Origin of the sequence: Streptomyces sp. NPDC093261 (genome assembly GCF_044753645.1) — a bacterium.
Classification (GTDB): domain Bacteria; phylum Actinomycetota; class Actinomycetes; order Streptomycetales; family Streptomycetaceae; genus Streptomyces.
In genome coordinates this window covers 488320-504719 of record NZ_JBIVNO010000003.1, presented here as the reverse complement: position 1 = coordinate 504719, position 16400 = coordinate 488320, and the positions used below count along the sequence as shown (strand labels likewise).

Annotated in this window: 14 protein-coding genes; 7 read left to right on the top strand and 7 right to left on the bottom strand. The window is 67.9% G+C overall.

The window, feature by feature from the left end:
- Nucleotides 1-128: 128 nt before the first annotated feature.
- The gene (gene dnaB, locus ACIP94_RS11375; protein ID WP_402422871.1) at nucleotides 129-1604 is read right to left on the bottom strand and encodes a replicative DNA helicase; all 1476 of its coding nucleotides are present in this window, start codon (nucleotides 1602-1604) and stop codon (nucleotides 129-131) included.
- 458 nt (nucleotides 1605-2062) lie between these two features.
- Here dnaB and ACIP94_RS11370 point away from each other — a divergent pair, with 458 nt between their 5' ends.
- On the top strand, nucleotides 2063-3400 hold the full coding sequence (locus ACIP94_RS11370) for an MATE family efflux transporter (protein ID WP_402422868.1): 1338 nt from the start codon (nucleotides 2063-2065) through the stop codon (nucleotides 3398-3400).
- Between the two features lie 166 nt (nucleotides 3401-3566).
- Here the strand turns inward: ACIP94_RS11370 and rplI are convergent, their stop codons facing one another.
- The 4 genes from rplI to rpsF all read right to left on the bottom strand — a co-directional run bounded on the left by rplI (nucleotide 3567) and on the right by rpsF (nucleotide 5303).
- A complete protein-coding gene (rplI, locus tag ACIP94_RS11365; protein ID WP_010032778.1) occupies nucleotides 3567-4013 on the bottom strand; it encodes a 50S ribosomal protein L9 in 447 nt (148 codons plus the stop codon).
- Between the two features lie 18 nt (nucleotides 4014-4031).
- Nucleotides 4032-4268: a 30S ribosomal protein S18 gene (gene rpsR, locus ACIP94_RS11360; protein ID WP_003949403.1), complete on the bottom strand. Its 237-nt coding sequence runs from the start codon at nucleotides 4266-4268 to the stop codon at nucleotides 4032-4034.
- A gap of 81 nt (nucleotides 4269-4349) precedes the next feature.
- A complete protein-coding gene (locus tag ACIP94_RS11355) occupies nucleotides 4350-4937 on the bottom strand; it encodes a single-stranded DNA-binding protein (protein WP_402422864.1) in 588 nt (195 codons plus the stop codon).
- Between the two features lie 75 nt (nucleotides 4938-5012).
- Nucleotides 5013-5303, bottom strand: coding sequence for a 30S ribosomal protein S6 (gene rpsF, locus ACIP94_RS11350; protein ID WP_009189556.1), 291 nt, complete (start codon nucleotides 5301-5303; stop codon nucleotides 5013-5015).
- A 305-nt stretch (nucleotides 5304-5608) separates the two neighbouring features.
- Here rpsF and ACIP94_RS11345 point away from each other — a divergent pair, with 305 nt between their 5' ends.
- The 3 genes from ACIP94_RS11345 (at nucleotide 5609) to ACIP94_RS11335 (ending at nucleotide 8364) form a co-directional block, all read left to right on the top strand.
- Nucleotides 5609-5929, top strand: coding sequence for a hypothetical protein (locus ACIP94_RS11345; RefSeq protein ID WP_402422861.1), 321 nt, complete (start codon nucleotides 5609-5611; stop codon nucleotides 5927-5929).
- 160 nt (nucleotides 5930-6089) lie between these two features.
- Nucleotides 6090-7208 carry a peptidoglycan bridge formation glycyltransferase FemX gene (gene femX / locus ACIP94_RS11340; RefSeq protein WP_402422858.1) on the top strand — a complete coding sequence of 373 codons (1119 nt, stop codon included), beginning with the start codon at nucleotides 6090-6092 and terminating at the stop codon, nucleotides 7206-7208.
- Between the two features lie 124 nt (nucleotides 7209-7332).
- Nucleotides 7333-8364, top strand: coding sequence for an alanine racemase (locus tag ACIP94_RS11335; RefSeq protein ID WP_402422855.1), 1032 nt, complete (start codon nucleotides 7333-7335; stop codon nucleotides 8362-8364).
- A 78-nt stretch (nucleotides 8365-8442) separates the two neighbouring features.
- On the opposite strand, the gene ACIP94_RS11330 is transcribed toward ACIP94_RS11335, so the two are convergent.
- Both ACIP94_RS11330 and ACIP94_RS11325 read right to left on the bottom strand, forming a co-directional pair.
- Nucleotides 8443-9951 carry a glycosyltransferase family 87 protein gene (locus ACIP94_RS11330; RefSeq protein ID WP_402422852.1) on the bottom strand — a complete coding sequence of 503 codons (1509 nt, stop codon included), beginning with the start codon at nucleotides 9949-9951 and terminating at the stop codon, nucleotides 8443-8445.
- A gap of 129 nt (nucleotides 9952-10080) precedes the next feature.
- Nucleotides 10081-12744 carry a transglycosylase domain-containing protein gene (locus ACIP94_RS11325; RefSeq protein WP_402422849.1) on the bottom strand — a complete coding sequence of 888 codons (2664 nt, stop codon included), beginning with the start codon at nucleotides 12742-12744 and terminating at the stop codon, nucleotides 10081-10083.
- Nucleotides 12745-13118: 374 nt separating this feature from the next.
- Between ACIP94_RS11325 and ACIP94_RS11320 the strand changes: the two genes are divergently transcribed.
- From ACIP94_RS11320 to ACIP94_RS11310, 3 genes are all read left to right on the top strand, one after another.
- The gene (locus ACIP94_RS11320; RefSeq protein ID WP_402422846.1) at nucleotides 13119-13799 is read left to right on the top strand and encodes a helix-turn-helix transcriptional regulator; all 681 of its coding nucleotides are present in this window, start codon (nucleotides 13119-13121) and stop codon (nucleotides 13797-13799) included.
- Between the two features lie 44 nt (nucleotides 13800-13843).
- On the top strand, nucleotides 13844-14926 hold the full coding sequence (locus tag ACIP94_RS11315) for an inositol-3-phosphate synthase (RefSeq protein ID WP_402422843.1): 1083 nt from the start codon (nucleotides 13844-13846) through the stop codon (nucleotides 14924-14926).
- Nucleotides 14927-15006: 80 nt separating this feature from the next.
- Nucleotides 15007-16269, top strand: a complete 1263-nt coding sequence (locus ACIP94_RS11310; protein WP_402422839.1) for an MFS transporter — start codon at nucleotides 15007-15009, stop codon at nucleotides 16267-16269.
- Nucleotides 16270-16400 lie beyond the last annotated feature (131 nt).

The following is a 16400-nucleotide window of genomic DNA, read 5'->3' as shown; positions in this document are numbered from 1 at the left end:
CAGTCCACCCGGCCCGGAACCCCGAGTCGAGTCCATTTCCCCGGGGGTTTCCGTCGGTGCCTTCCCCGGCGTCTTCCTCGGCAACGCGACAGGGACGGGCCTGTCGCCCCTCCCACGTCGTCGGCGGCTCAGGTCTGGGCCATGTCCACGAAGCGGGAGTAGTGGCCCTGGAAGGCGACCGTGATCGTGGCCGTCGGGCCGTTACGGTGCTTGCCGACGATGATGTCCGCCTCGCCCGCGCGCGGCGACTCCTTCTCGTAGGCGTCCTCGCGGTGCAGCAGGATGACCATGTCGGCGTCCTGCTCGATGGAGCCGGACTCACGCAGATCGGACACCATCGGCTTCTTGTCGGTCCGCTGCTCGGGACCTCGGTTGAGCTGCGAGAGCGCGATCACCGGCAGCTCCAGCTCCTTGGCCAGCAGCTTCAGGTTTCGCGACATCTCGGAGACCTCCTGCTGCCGGCTCTCGCTCCGCTTGGAGCCGGACTGCATCAGCTGCAGATAGTCGATGACGACCAGCTTCAGGTCGTTGCGCTGCTTGAGGCGGCGGCACTTGGCACGGATCTCCATCATCGACAGGTTCGGCGAGTCGTCGATGTAGAGGGGCGCGGCCGAGACGTCCGGCATGCGGCGCGCGAGACGGGTCCAGTCCTCGTCCGTCATCGTGCCGGACCGCATGTGGTGCAGGGCCACGCGCGCCTCGGCGGACAGCAGACGCATGGCGATCTCGTTGCGGCCCATCTCGAGCGAGAAGATCACACTGGGCAGGTTGTGCTTGATGGACGCCGCTCGTGCGAAGTCCAGAGCCAGCGTCGACTTACCCATGGCGGGACGGGCCGCGATGATGATCATCTGGCCGGGGTGCAGACCGTTGGTGAGCTGGTCGAGGTCGGTGAAGCCCGTGGGCACACCGGTCATCTCCCCCGAGCGTGAACCGATCGCCTCGATCTCGTCGAGCGCGCCCTCCATGATCTCGCTGAGCGGCAGATAGTCCTCGGCCGTCCGCTGCTCGGTGACCGCGAAGATCTCGGCCTGGGCGGTGTTGACGATCTCGTCGATGTCGCCGTCGGCCGCGTATCCCATCTGGGTGATGCGTGTGCCGGCCTCGACCAGCCGGCGCAGGACCGCGCGCTCGTGCACGATCTGCGCGTAGTACTCGGCGTTCGCCGCGGTCGGGACCGTCTGCACCAGGGTGTGCAGATACGGGGCGCCGCCGACCTTGGTGATCTCACCCCGCTTCGTCAGCTCGGCCGCGACCGTGATGGGATCGGCCGGCTCACCCTTCGCATACAGATCGAGGATCGCCTGGAAGATCGTCTCGTGCGCGGGACGGTAGAAGTCATGGCCCTTGAGGACCTCGACGACGTCGGCGATCGCGTCCTTGGACAGGAGCATGCCGCCGAGGACGGACTGCTCGGCGTCCAGGTCCTGCGGCGGGACGCGCTCGAAGGAGGAGCCCCCGCCGTCCCATGAACCGCCGTCGTCACCGCGGTCATGCTGCTCGTCGCGGCCCCGGCCCCCGTCCCGGCCCCGGCGGGAGGCGGGGACACGATCACTGGGACCGCTGTCGGCCCACGGATCGTCCAAGGGCTCGGAAATGCTCACCGGGCCGCCTCCTCCCGTCCGCCGCGCGGACCTCGCCGTGCCCCTCATTTCTAGGGCACGACACTGACAAAGCGAGAAGCCCAGCTCCGGTTCAGACGCGACTTTTCGCGTACTTTCCACAGGCGGACGGAGAGCGGGCGCCGCACCACGTTAGGCCTGTCGGCAGCGTCAGCCAATCTGGTTATCCACAGGCCATGTGGACGACGGCCCCGATGCTGTGGAGAACCCCGCAAAACCTGTGCACGACACGGTGGACAGCCCTGTGAACAAGCCCTCAAGTGATCCAAGGAACCCCGCCTGACCTGCGACTTTCCCGTCCACCGGCTGTGCAGAAGAAAAACTTCCCAAGCAGGATCAAGATCACCGCGAAGGGGACACGAGACCACACCCCGTGCGCGCCCCAGTAAGGGCCCTAAGTGCTTTGCATCTCTTACCTGTGGACGATTAGATTGGTGGCCATGACACAGACTCCCGCGCCACCCGGCGCCACCCGACGCCGACAGGACCGGGAGATCATCAGCCTGGCCGTTCCGGCCTTCGGAGCACTCGTCGCAGAGCCGCTCTTCGTGATGGCCGACAGCGCGATCGTCGGCCATCTCGGCACCGCTCAGCTGGCCGGACTCGGCGTCGCCTCGGCGCTCCTGACCACCACGGTGAGCGTCTTCGTGTTCCTCGCCTACGCCACCACGGCCGCCGTCGCCCGTCGCGTCGGCGCGGGCGATCTGCGGGCCGCCATCCGCCAGGGCATGGACGGCGTCTGGCTGGCACTGCTGATAGGGGCGGTCGCCATCGCCGTCGTGCTCCCCACGGCTCCCGGCATCGTGGACCTGTTCGGCGCCTCGCAGACGGCCGCCCCCTATGCGACGACATACCTGAGAATCTCCATGCTCGGTGTGCCCGCCATGCTGGTCGTGCTCGCCTCGACCGGCGTACTGCGGGGCCTGCAGGACACAAGGACACCGCTGTATGTCGCAGTCGCCGGTTTCGTCGCCAACGCGGCCCTCAACGCCGGCCTCGTCTACGGGGCGGGTCTGGGAATCGCCGGCTCCGCCTGGGGCACCGTCATCGCCCAGTGCGGCATGGCCGGCGCCTATCTGTATGTCGTCGTCCGCGGTGCCCGTCGACACGGCGCCTCGCTGCGGCCGGATGCGGCGGGCATACGAGCCAGTGCACAGGCGGGGGTGCCCCTGCTGGTGCGCACCCTCTCATTGCGGGCGATCCTGATGATCGCCACCGCCGTCGCCGCCCGACTCGGGGACGCGGACATCGCCGCACACCAGATCATTCTGTCGCTGTGGAGTCTGCTCGCGTTCGCCCTGGACGCGATCGCCATCGCAGGGCAGGCCATCATCGGGCGGTATCTCGGTGCGGGCGACGCCCAGGGCGCCCGGGAAGCCTGCCGCCGTATGGTCCAGTGGGGGATCTCGGCGGGTGTGGCCCTGGGATTGCTGGTCCTTGTGGCGCGCCCGCTCTTCCTGCCGGTGTTCACCAGCGACCCGACCGTCCACCGCACGGCTCTGCCCGCTCTGGTCCTCGTGGCGGTCTCCCAGCCCGTCAGCGGCATCGTCTTCGTGCTGGACGGCGTTCTGATGGGCGCTGGCGACGGCCCCTATCTCGCCTGGGCGATGTTGCTGACCCTGGCCGTCTTCGCTCCCGTGGCCCTGTTGGTCCCTGTCCTCGGCGGCGGGCTCACCGCACTGTGGGCGGCGATGACACTGATGATGACCGTGCGGATGCTCACGCTGTGGCTGCGTTCCCGTTCGGGTCGCTGGATCGTGACGGGAGCGACCCGCTGATCGAGCCCGTGGTCCGACCTCGCGCCGTTTCACGTGAAACGGCGCTCCCGTCTCCCGCCGGGCGGGCCACCGGACGTCCGCTGGACGCGGGCCGCCGCCGGTCATGAAGAAAGGGCCGTACCCGTGGGGTACGGCCCTTTCTCACCTACTCGAACCGAGCGCAGCGTCAGGCCGCGACGACCTCGATGTTGACCTTGGCGGCAACCTCGGGGTGCAGTCGCACCGACGTCTCGTGGGCGCCCAGCGTCTTGATCGGGCTACCCAGCTCGATACGACGCTTGTCGACCTCGGGGCCACCGGAAGCCTTGATCGCCGAGGCGATGTCGGCCGGGGTGACGGAACCGAAGAGACGGCCGGCGTCGCCGGAGCGGACGGCCAGGCGGACCTTGACGCCCTCGAGCTGGGCCTTCACCTGGTTGGCCTGCTCGATGGTCTGGATCTCGTGGATCTTGCGAGCACGACGGATCTGCTCGACGTCCTTCTCGCCACCCTTGGTCCAGCGGATCGCGAACTTCCGCGGGATGAGGTAGTTGCGAGCGTAACCGTCCTTGACGTCGACGACGTCACCGGCGGCGCCGAGGCCGGACACCTCGTGGGTCAGGATGATCTTCATTTGTCGGTCACCCTTTCCTTAGCGCGCGGTGGAGGTGTAGGGCAGCAGCGCCATCTCACGGCTGTTCTTGACGGCCGTGGCGACGTCACGCTGGTGCTGCGTGCAGTTGCCGGTCACGCGGCGGGCACGGATCTTGCCGCGGTCGGAAATGAACTTCCGCAGCATGTTCGTGTCCTTGTAGTCCACGTACGTGACCTTGTCCTTGCAGAAAGCGCAGACCTTCTTCTTCGGCTTGCGCACAGGCGGCTTCGCCATGGTGTTTCTCCTGTGTGATCAAGAAGTTGGGTATACGGCCCACCCTCGTCCCGTCCGGATCCGGGGATCCGGCACAAGGGCCTAGAAGGGGGGCTCGTCCGAGTAGCCGCCACCGCCGCCGGAGCCGCCGGAGCCGCCGCCCCAGCCGCCACCGCCCTGGCCACCGGCCGGAGCGCCGGTCGCCCAGGGGTCGTCGGCCGGAGCGCCGCCCTGCTGGCCGCCACCGGGGCCGCCGCCCCAGCCGCCGCCACCCTGGCCGCCACCGCCGCCGTAGCCACCCTGGCCACCCTGGCCACCACGGCCGGCCGCGGTCTTGGTGACCTTGGCCGTGGCGTTGCGCAGGCTCGCGCCGACCTCGTCGACGTCGAGTTCGTAGACCGTGCGCTTGACGCCCTCACGGTCCTCGTAGGACCGCTGCTTCAGCCGGCCCTGCACGATGACGCGCATGCCTCGCTGGAGCGACTCGGCGACGTTCTCCGCCGCCTGACGCCAGACCGAGCAGGTCAGGAAAAGGCTCTCGCCGTCCTTCCACTCGTTCGTCTGGCGGTCGAAGGTGCGGGGAGTGGACGCGACGCGGAACTTCGCGACCGCCGCACCGGACGGGGTGAAGCGCAGCTCGGGGTCATCGACAAGGTTGCCGACGACCGTGATGACGGTCTCGCCTGCCATGGGGGAACCTCTCGGCGGGTTTGCTGCTGGCTGCTTGTGCTGCTACTCGAATCCCGAGATCAGCTGAGCGGAAGCTCAGTGGGTCTCGGGGCGGAGGACCTTGGTCCGGAGGACCGACTCGTTCAGGTTCATCTGGCGGTCGAGCTCCTTGACGACCGCAGGCTCGGCCTGCAGGTCGATGACCGAGTAGATGCCCTCGGGCTTCTTCTTGATCTCGTACGCGAGACGACGACGGCCCCAGGTGTCGACCTTCTCGACCTTTCCGCCACCGTCACGGACGACAGAAAGGAAGTTCTCGATCAGCGGGGAGACAGAGCGCTCCTCGAGATCGGGGTCGAGGATGACCATCACCTCGTAGTGACGCATGTGGAACCCACCTCCTTTGGACTCAGCGGCCACGGTCGTTCCGTGGCAGGAGGGTTGTGATGCGTACGCAACAGTGCCTGCCAGTACTTCAGCCGCACTGACGATCGAAGTCAGTACATCAGCCGCCACTGACAATCGGGGTCAGACGACGATTGACGCGGCTGTGCCTGGGCAGACACCGGTGCAGACGGTACAGAGTACCCGCACACGAGCTTCCGGTTGAAATCCGGCCGCGAAGGCCGTCAATCTGTACACATCGGGTGTGTAAGGCGCTACGATGCGCCGCCTTCCGCAGGAGGTGCCCCATGGCACAGGTATTGCGACCCAACACCACCGGCTCTCTCTTCGCCACCGACGGCAAGGCCCATCCCGTCCAGGACACCCTTCTCCTGGTGACCCTGGCGCTCGGGCTCACGGCCTTCATCACGGCGTTGGTGTCCCACGACCTGCATCTGATCAGTTCCTGGGCCGGGCTGGTGGGGATCTTCACCGGCGCGTACGGCCAGTTCATCTCCATCACGACCCGGCAGCGCTTCGGACTGATCCTGGGGCTCGGCGCCTCGGCCATCGGATTCTTCCTCGGCATGGCCCACGGCGGTCTCTTCGGCGGGCTCGTCGGCGGCTGAGGGGTGAGGTCGCCGGCCGGACCGCGGGGCCGGCCGGCGACCTCATGGGCACACAGGTTCCATACGGCCAGACGGGGCGCTCGCGGGGCGCAGTAGGCTTCGGCGCGAGAGCCGGAGCCCCTGTACCCATGGGGACACACCAGCCCGAGGAGCGCCCCGTATGAGTCTGACCCTGAGGACGATCAGCCGCGAGCAGCATCTGGCGTATATCCAGAGCCTGCCGGCGGCGAGCCACATGCAGGTCCCGGCCTGGGCGGACGTCAAGGCCGAGTGGCGCTCGGAGAACCTCGGCTGGTTCGACAAGAACGGCGACATGGTGGGCGCCGGACTGGTGTTGTACCGCCAGCTGCCCAAGATCAAGCGCTATCTCGCGTACCTTCCCGAGGGCCCGGTCATCAACTGGTTCGCGCCGAACCTGGACGAGTGGATCCAGCCGATGCTCGCGCACCTCAAGCAGCAGGGCGCGTTCTCCGTGAAGATGGGCCCGCCGGTCATCATCCGGCGCTGGGAGGCCAACTCCATCAAGCAGGGCATCCAGGACCCGGATGTGAAGCGGCTGCGCGACATCGAGGCCGACTTCATCGAGCCGCGTGCCTTCGAGGTGGCCGACAAGCTGCGCCGCATGGGCTGGCAGCAGGGCGAGGACGGCGGCGCCGGCTTCGGCGACGTGCAGCCCCGCTACGTCTTCCAGGTGCCGCTCGCCAACCGCTCCCTGGAAGAGGTCCACAAGAACTTCAACCAGCTGTGGCGCCGCAACATCAAGAAGGCCGAGAAGGCCGGTGTCGAGGTCGTCCAGGGCGGTTACCACGACCTCGAGGAGTGGCAGCGGCTCTACGAGATCACAGCCGTGCGCGACCACTTCCGGCCCCGCCCGCTGTCGTACTTCCAGCGTATGTGGACGGCCCTCAACACCGAGGACCCCAACCGCATGCGGCTCTACTTCGCCCGGCACAACGGGGTGAACCTGTCGGCGGCGACGATGCTGATCGTCGGCGGGCACGTCTGGTACTCCTACGGCGCCTCCGACAACATCGGCCGTGAGTTCCGTCCCTCCAACGCGATGCAGTGGCGGATGCTGCGTGACTCCTACGCGCTCGGCGCGACCGTCTACGACCTGCGCGGCATCTCCGACTCGCTGGACGAGACCGACCACCTCTTCGGCCTGATCCAGTTCAAGGTGGGCACGGGCGGGCAGGCCGCCGAGTACCTCGGCGAATGGGACTTCCCGCTGAACAAGCTGCTCCACAAGGCGCTCGACATCTACATGTCGCGCCGCTGACGCCGGAGCCCGCGCCGGACCGCCCGAGCGGTCCGGCATCGCCCCGTCGGCTCGACGGAGCGGTCACAATCCCCTCTCAGACCTCTGATACACGGCAGCCACGAGAAAGGTTCCGGGACCGGCCATGGCGCTCACGCTCTATGTCGACACCGCGCGCTGGCGGGCACACCACAAGCACGTCCAGGAGCAGTTCCCGGGGCTCGTCCCGGTCTGCAAGGGCAACGGCTACGGCTTCGGCCACGAGCGGCTGGCAGACGAAGCCACGCGGCTCGGCGCGGACACCCTCGCCGTGGGCACGACGTACGAGGCGGCCCGGATCAAGGACTGGTTCGGTGGCGACCTGCTGGTGCTGACGCCGTTCCGGCGCGGCGAGGAGCCGGTTCCGCTGCCGGACCGCGTCATCCGGTCGGTCTCGTCCGTGGACGGCGTGTACGGGCTCGTGGGCGCCCGTGTGGTCATCGAGGTGATGTCCTCGATGAAACGGCACGGGGTGAGCGAGCAGGACCTGCCGCAGCTGCACCAGGCCATTGAGAACGTCCGTCTGGAGGGCTTCGCCATCCACCTTCCGCTCGACCGCACCGACGGCTCGGACGCCGTCGAGGAGGTCATCGGCTGGATGGACCGGCTGCGCGCGGCCCGGCTGCCGCTGCACACGATGTTCGTCAGCCACCTCAAGGCGGAGGAGCTGATCCGGCTGCAGCAGCAGTTCCCGCAGACCCGCTTCCGGGCCCGCATCGGCACGCGGCTGTGGCTGGGGGACCACGAAGCGACCGAGTACCGCGGGGCGGTCCTGGACGTCACCCGGGTCGCCAAGGGCGAGCGCTTCGGCTACCGGCAGCAGAAGGCGGCCTCCGACGGCTTCCTGGTCGTCGTGGCGGGCGGGACGTCCCACGGAGTGGGTCTGGAGGCCCCCAAGGCCCTGCACGGCGTCATGCCGCGCGCCAAGGGCGTCGCACGGGCCGGCCTAGCCACGGTGAACCGGAACCTCTCGCCGTTCGTCTGGGCGGGCAAGCAGCGCTGGTTCGCCGAGCCGCCCCATATGCAGGTCTCGATCCTGTTCGTCCCGGCGGACGCCACGGAACCGAAGGTGGGCGACGAACTGGTGGCCCATCTGCGGCACACCACCACCCAGTTCGACCGGCTCGTCGACCGCTGACCCGGGCGCAACGGCACCAAGGCCGTACACGGAAGCCCGTGTACGGCCTTGTGCAGGACGGCCCCGAGGTCTGTTCGCTCAGGGCGAACCGTCCTTCAGGAGCTCCACGTCCCGGTTGCCCCACTCCACATGCGGCCCCCCGAAGTGCGCCGCGTGCCGCGGCGGATGGGCCGCCGCGCCCAGGACGAAGACGTCCTCCGCCCCGTCCAGCACACCGCCCGAGGGGTCGTCGTCACCGGCCCGGCGCACCATGTCCCGTTCCGGCATGAAGATGTCCCGTACGACGACGGCACACAGATAGAGCGTCCCCAGCAGATGGACGGCGATGGCCACCTGGTACCCGTCCGACGGCAGGCCCTTGTGGGCGTCTCCGCTGGTCGTGTACGCGAGGTACATCCAGATCCCCAGGAAGTACGCCACCTCGCAGGCCTGCCAGATCAGGAAGTCCCGCCAGCGCGGCCGGGCCAGCGCGGCGAGGGGGACCAGCCACAGGACGTACTGCGGCGAGTAGACCTTGTTGGTGAGGATGAACACCGCGACGATCAGAAACGCGAGCTGCGCGAAACGCGGGCGCCGCGGGGCCGTCAGCGTGATGGCCGCTATACCCGCGCAGGCGCCCACCATCATGACCATCGCCCAGACGTTGGCCGTGTCCGCGGTGATGTTGATGTCGAGCCAGCGGGAGACGAACAGGAAGACCGATCCGAAGTCGACCCCGCGCTCCTTGCTGAAGGTGTAGAACTTCGACCAGCCCTCGGGCGCGAGGAACATCACCGGCAGGTTGACCACGAGCCACGCCCCGACGGCCCCCAGCACTGCGGTCGAGAACTCCCGCCACTTGCCGGCCCGCCAGCACAGCACCAGGAGTGGTCCGAGCAGCAGGAACGGATAGAACTTGGCGGCCGTGGCCAGTCCCACCAGGATGCCGAAGGACAGGGCGCTGCCACGCGACCACATCAGCATCCCGACGGCCAGCAGGGCCACGGCGAGCAGATCCCAGTTGATGGTCGCCGTCAGCGCGAAGGCGGGCGCGAGGGCGACCAGAAGGCCGTCCCAGGGCCGCCGGCGGTGGATCCGCGCGGTGCACACGGCGATGACCACGGCGCACACCAGGAGCATCCCGGCGTTGACCATCCAGTAGCTCTGCTCCCGGGTCTGGAGCGCGCCGCCGCCCGGCGTCAGCCAGGAGGCGACCTCCATGAACACACCGGTGAGCACGGGGTACTCGAGGTAGTTCATGTCGCCGGGAAGCTTGTCGAAGTAGGGCACGAGCCCATCGGCGAAGCCGCGGCCCTGGTAGAGGTGCGGAATGTCCGAGTAGCACGCGTGGGTGTACTGCGAGCTGGCGCCGAAGAACCAGCCGCTGTCGTAGCAAGGCAGCTTCTGGACCATGCCGAGGGCGAACAGGCCGATCGCGACGAGCGCCACGACTCGTACGGGCGTCCACCAGGACGTCCCGAGCAGTGCGCGTCGCCCGATGGGGCCGCCGATCAGCTCGCTCCCGGCCGCGGCGACCTCGTCCTCCCGGGTCGGCCGCACCACGTCCGGCTCGTGGACGCTCGTTCGCGTCGTCTCTGCACTGGGCATGGGGGCCATCCTGCCGCATGCGCCTGGGAAAAAGCCGAGGGCCGCCCCACCTCGCTGGTGGGGCGGCCCCGCTTCGGCCGATGTTTCACGTGAAACAGAGAGTTTCACGGAGGATACGGACTGTGACGACTATCCGTTCGGACCGCTGATGAACCCTCCGTTGCCGTTGCCCCGGGTGTTTCCGCTCCCGGAGGTCTCCGTCGGGCTCGACGTCACTCCACCCGTGCCGCCGGCGTCGGTACCGCCGTTGCCGTTGCCACCGCCGTTGTTGTTGCCACAGTTCCAGCCGAAGTTGCCGCAGGTGTCGCTGGGCGTCGGCGAGGGAGAGATGAGCGTCTCACTCGGCGTCGGGGTCGGGGTCGGACTCGGCGTGCTGCTCGGTGTGGGCGTGGGGGTCACGCTCGGGCTCGGGGTGTCGTTCACGACCTCACCGATGGGCTCGGGCGTCGGGAAGTTCTTCACGGGCTCGTTCTTGAGCGCCTGCAGCATGTAGTCGTGCCAGATCTCGGCCGGGAACGAGGCACCGTGGATCTTCTTCTGGCCACCCGTTCCGTACATCTCCAGGAACTCACGCGACTTGTTGTTCTCGTTGTCGTCCAACCGGAACATGCCGATCGCGGTCGACAGCTGCGGGGTGTACCCGACGAACCAGGCGGACTTGTTGCCGTCGGTCGTACCGGTCTTGCCCGCGACCTCCCGGCCGGGCAGCTGAGCGGCGGTACCGGTGCCCTTCTCGACCACGGTCCTCAGGACGTCGGTCACGTTGTCGGCGACCTTCGCGGTGAAGGCTTCCTTGGGCTTGGCCTGGTGCTCGAAGACCGTGCCGTCCTTGCTCGTGACCTTCTTGACCGAGAACGGTTCGTTCTGCTGACCGCTGGCCGCGAAGGTGGCGTAGGCACCGGCCATGCGAATGGCGCTGGGGTCGGAGGTTCCGATCGAGAACGAGGGGTAGTTGGCGCTGGCGAGGCTGGACTTGAGGATGCCCGCGTCCAGGGCCGCCTCCTTGACCTTGTCCAGACCGACGTCCATGCCGAGCTGGACGTAGGCGGAGTTGACCGAGAGCCGCATCGCCTCACGAAGGTCGATCTTGTAGTCCGGCGGGTTGCCCACCGACTCACCGCCGTCGTTCGTCTGCAGCCACTCCTCGCCCTTCTCGTTCTTCCAGACGGTGTGGTTGTACTCCTGGATCTTCAGTTTGTTCTGACCGCTGTAGAGGCTCTTGGGCGAGACGATGGTGCGTTCGTCCTGGGCCTGCGACGGGCCGAGGTCCGGGTTGCGCTGGCCCCAGGACATCGCCGCCGCCAGCACGAACGGCTTGAACGTCGAACCCACCTGCGCACCGGTCTGGTCCGCGTTGTTGGTGAAGTGCTTGGTCGCGTCCTCACCGCCGTAGATCGCCTCGATGGCACCGCTGGAGGGATCCACGGAAGCCCCGCCGAACTGGACGAACTTGTCCGTGTTCGGGCGCAGCTTGGGTTTGATGTTGGCCTTCTGGACGTTCTTGACCGCGGTCTCGAGCTGTTCGACCTTGTGCTTGTCGAACGTCGTGTAGATCGAGTAGCCGCCCCGTTGCAGGTCGCTGGCCGTGATGTTCGTGTTGTTGACCAGGTACCCCTTGGCGAGGTCGACGAGATAGCCGATCTGACCGCTCAGCCGGCTGTTCGACCGCGGGTTCTGGACCTTGGGCAGCTTGGTGTACTTGGCCCGCACCTCGGCGCTCAGATGGCCGTACTGGACCATCTTGTTGAGGGTGTCCTGCATCTGGGCCTCGGCCCGCCTGCTGTTCGCCTGGGGAGTGGCGTTCGGGTCGAGGGAGGTCGCACCCGCCGGGTCGTAGTACGTGGCGCCCTTGAGCATCGCCGCAAGGAAGGCGCACTCGCCCGGGTTCAGATAGGTGGCGTCCTTGTTGAAGTACGCCCGCGCGGCCGCCTGAAGTCCGTAGGCGCCCCGTCCGTAGTAGGCGGAGTTCAGATAGCCGGCCATGATCTGGTCCTTGGGGACGTTGGCCCCCACCTTGATCGCGACGAAGATCTCCTTGAACTTCCGGGAGATCGTCTGCGACTGGTCGTCCAGCATCGCGTTCTTCACGTACTGCTGGGTGATGGTGGAGCCACCCTGCGTCTGGCCACCCCTGGCCATGTTGAAGACGGCGCGCGCGATGCCATTGGGGTCCACACCGCTGTCCGTCTCGAAGGTCTTGTTCTCCTGCGAGATGACGGCGTAGCGCATCTCCTTGGGGATCTGCGCGTAGTTGATGATCTGGCGGTTGATCTCGCCGCCGGTGGCCACCATCTGGCTGCCATCGGACCAGTAGAAGACGTTGTTCTGGGCCTTCGCCGTCTTGGCCACGTCCGGAACGCTCACAAGCGCGTAGCCGACTCCGGCGACCGCCACGAGGCTCCCTATGAAGCCGATGAACAGGCCTGTGACCAGCTTCCACGAGGGCACCCAGCGCGCGGCGCCGTACTTGCCGGCGCGCGGGTAGTCGATGAAGCGTTTCTTGGCGGGAGGGGTGTTGCGCCCTCTGCCCCGGCCGGGACCGGCCCCGCCGGGACCGTGCCCCGGGCCGTCGGGCCCTCGGCGTCGGCCCCCACTGTTTCTCTGGGCCGCTCGCCGGGCCTCGGCACGGCCTCCGTACTGGCGCTCCCCCCCTCCCGTTTCGTAGGAATCGGAAGGGGACCCGGTGGCGCCTCGCGGTGCCGCACGGCGGCCGGAGGGCGCCGATTGGCCGCGTCGGGCCGCGGCACGTCCGCCTCCCTGCGGCTGCGGCGGTTTGCGACGGTGCTCGCTCATCGAACGATTACTCCTCGGGCAGGCGCATCCTCGCGCGCCTGGAAACGGCGGCTGGTTTCCGGTCCCCCCGAAGTACGGATGCGGTCGTTTGTGCATTCACCCGTACTGCACCAGGGACGAGGACGTCCCCGGGCGTCACTCGGTTCCCGGCGATGTGCATGGCGCACAGACTACGCACCGCCAAAACCTGCCGAGCACTGAAGTTCACCCCAAATCAGGCAACTTGCCTACTACGAATCGGTGATGTGACCCCGTTCACCCTGCCCCCTCTTGTCGCACGCGGAGGGGCGTTCTATCGTGCTGATGTATCGAGTCGATACATCAGCACGACATAAAGGCCGTGCGGACGAGACAGCGGCAGAGAGGAGGCGCACATGAGCCGGCGTTCCGGGATCCTCGAGTTCGCCGTCCTCGGCCTGCTCCGCGAGTCCCCGATGCACGGCTACGAGCTGCGCAAACGACTCAATACGTCACTGGGTGTATTCCGTGCGTTCAGCTACGGGACGCTCTACCCGTGCCTCAAGACGCTGGTCGTCAACGGCTGGTTGATCGAGGAGACGGGCAGTACCACCGACGACGCCCTCGCCACTCCGCTCGCGGGGCGCCGCGCCAAGATCGTCTACCGGTTGACGGCGGAAGGTAAGGAGCACTTCGAGGAGCTGCTCTCGCAGACGGGCCCGGACGTGTACGAGGACGAGCACTTCGCCGCTCGCTTCGCCTTCTTCGGGCAGACGTCCCGCGACGTGCGCATGCGCGTCCTCGAGGGCCGCCGCAGCCGGCTGGAGGAACGCCTGGAGAAGATGCGGGCCTCCCTGGCGCGCACCCGGGAGCGCCTCGACGACTACACCCTCGAGCTCCAGCGCCACGGGATGGAGTCCGTGGAGCGCGAAGTGCGCTGGCTGAACGAGCTCATCGAGAGCGAGCGGGCCGGACGGGACCTCAAGGGTTCCACCGCCGACGGCTCCGCTCACGGCAGCACATCTGGAGAGACGGGCGGCCTGCCCCGGCACCGGGACAGCACCCGGCCGGATCCGTCCGACGACACCACCACGTGAGGTCCAGTCGGGGCTTCACCTCGTACACACAGGGAGCAACCGGAATGGGTTCGGTTCGCGTAGCCATCGTCGGCGTGGGCAACTGCGCCGCATCGCTGGTGCAGGGCGTCGAGTACTACAAGGACGCCGACCCGGCGTCCAAGGTCCCGGGCCTGATGCACGTCCAGTTCGGCGACTACCACGTCCGTGACGTCGAGTTCGTCGCCGCGTTCGACGTGGACGCCAAGAAGGTCGGTCTCGACCTGGCGGACGCCATCGGCGCCTCGGAGAACAACACCATCAAGATCTGCGACGTACCCTCCACCGGCGTGACGGTCCAGCGCGGCCACACCCTCGACGGTCTCGGCAAGTACTACCGCGCCACCATCGAGGAGTCCGCCGAGGAGCCGGTCGACATCGTCCAGGTCCTCAGGGACAAGCAGGTCGACGTCCTCGTCTGCTACCTGCCCGTCGGCTCCGAGGACGCGGCCAAGTACTACGCCCAGTGCGCCATCGACGCCAAGGTCGCCTTCGTCAACGCCCTTCCGGTCTTCATCGCCGGCACCAAGGAGTGGGCGGACAAGTTCACCGAGGCGGGCGTCCCGATCGTCGGTGACGACATCAAGTCGCAGGTCGGCGCCACCATCACGCACCGCGTCATGGCCAAGCTGTTCGAGGACCGGGGTGTCGTCCTGGACCGCACGATGCAGCTGAACGTCGGCGGCAACATGGACTTCAAGAACATGCTCGAGCGCGAGCGCCTGGAGTCCAAGAAGATCTCCAAGACTCAGGCCGTCACCTCCCAGATCCCCGACCGGGATCTCGGCGAGAAGAACGTGCACATCGGCCCGTCCGACTACGTGGCCTGGCTCGACGACCGCAAGTGGGCGTACGTCCGCCTCGAGGGCCGCGCCTTCGGCGACGTCCCGCTGAACCTGGAGTACAAGCTCGAGGTCTGGGACTCCCCGAACTCCGCCGGTGTCATCATCGACGCCCTGCGCGCCGCGAAGATCGCCAAGGACCGCGGCATCGGAGGCCCGATCCTGTCGGCGTCCTCGTACTTCATGAAGTCCCCGCCGGTCCAGTACTTCGACGACGAGGCTCGCGAGAACGTCGAGAAGTTCATCAAGGGCGAGGTCGACCGCTGACGTCCCTGTTCGCCTGCGAACTGTGAGGGGTCCCCGGGCCGTGTGCCCGGGGACCCTGCGCGTATGTGAGGCTGGGCCCCATGTCCGTCGTGCGCGACCTGAGCGTCCTCCTGCGCTTCCAGGGTTTCCGACGCCTGCTCGCCGTGCGGCTGTTCTCCCAGGGAGCCGACGGTGTCTACCAGGTCGCACTCGCCGCCTATGTCGTCTTCTCCCCGGAGAAGCAGACCTCGGCCGCGGCCATCGCCTCCACCATGGCGGTGCTGCTTCTTCCGTACTCCCTCGTCGGCCCCTTCGCGGGAGTCCTGTTGGACCGCTGGCGGCGGCGTCAGGTCTTCCTCTACGGCAATCTGCTGCGCACCCTGCTGGCCTGTGCGACGGCCGCTCTGATGGTGGCTCACGTCCCGGACTGGCTCTTCTACGTCTCCGCGCTCTGCGTCACCGCGGTCAACCGCTTCATCCTCGCGGGACTGTCGGCCGCACTGCCGCATGTGGTCGACGGCGAACGCCTGGTGATGGCCAACTCGCTCTCCCCGACGGCCGGCACGCTCGCCGCGACCGCGGGCGGCGGACTCGCCTTCCTGGTGCGCCTGGTGGCCGCGGGCTCCGACGCGGCGGTGGTCCTGCTGGGCGCGGCGCTGTATCTGGGGTCCGCCCTCGTCTCCCTGAGCCTCGCACCGGACCGGCTGGGACCCGACCGGACGGCAGTGCCGCCGCGGCTGGGCACCGCCCTCGCCGGCACCCTGCGCGCCCTGGTGGCGGGCGTACGTCATCTGGCCGAGCCTCCGCGCCGGGAGGCCGTCTGGGCGCTCACCGCGATGACGCTGATGCGGTTCTGCTACGGCGCGCTGCTGGTCCTGCTGCTCATGCTGTGCCGGTACGCCCTGGCCTCGGACCCGGCCCAGGGGCTCGCCCTGCTGGGGATGGCGCTGGCGGTGTCCGGTGCCGGTTTCTTCGCCGCGGCGGTAGTGACACCGTGGGCGGCGGGACGGCTCGGCCCGGGCCGCTGGATCGTCGCGTGCGCCGCGGCAGCCGCGGTGCTGGAGCCCGCGCTCGGCCTTCCGTTCGCCACCGGACCGCTGCTGGTCGCGGCCTTCGTCCTGGGACTGATCACCCAGGGCGCCAAGATCTCCACGGACACGATCGTCCAGTCGGCGGTCGAGGACGCCTTCCGGGGCCGGATCTTCTCCGTGTACGACGTTCTCTTCAACGCCGCCTTCGTCGGCGCGGCCGGGCTCGCCGCCCTGATGCTGCCACCTGACGGCCGGTCAGCCGCCCTGGTGGTCACGGTCGCCGTGATCTACGCGGCGGTTGCCGCTACCATGTCCCGCTTCGAGCGCGGCTGAGTGTCGCATCAAGGCTGTGGAACCCCTCTGAGTTTCAACATTGTCAGTGGGGCCGATGGCTTGCGGGCATCGTATTTCGCGGACTACGCATTCACGTTCCAGGGCCCGGAGCCCCGAGGACCCCTACGCCC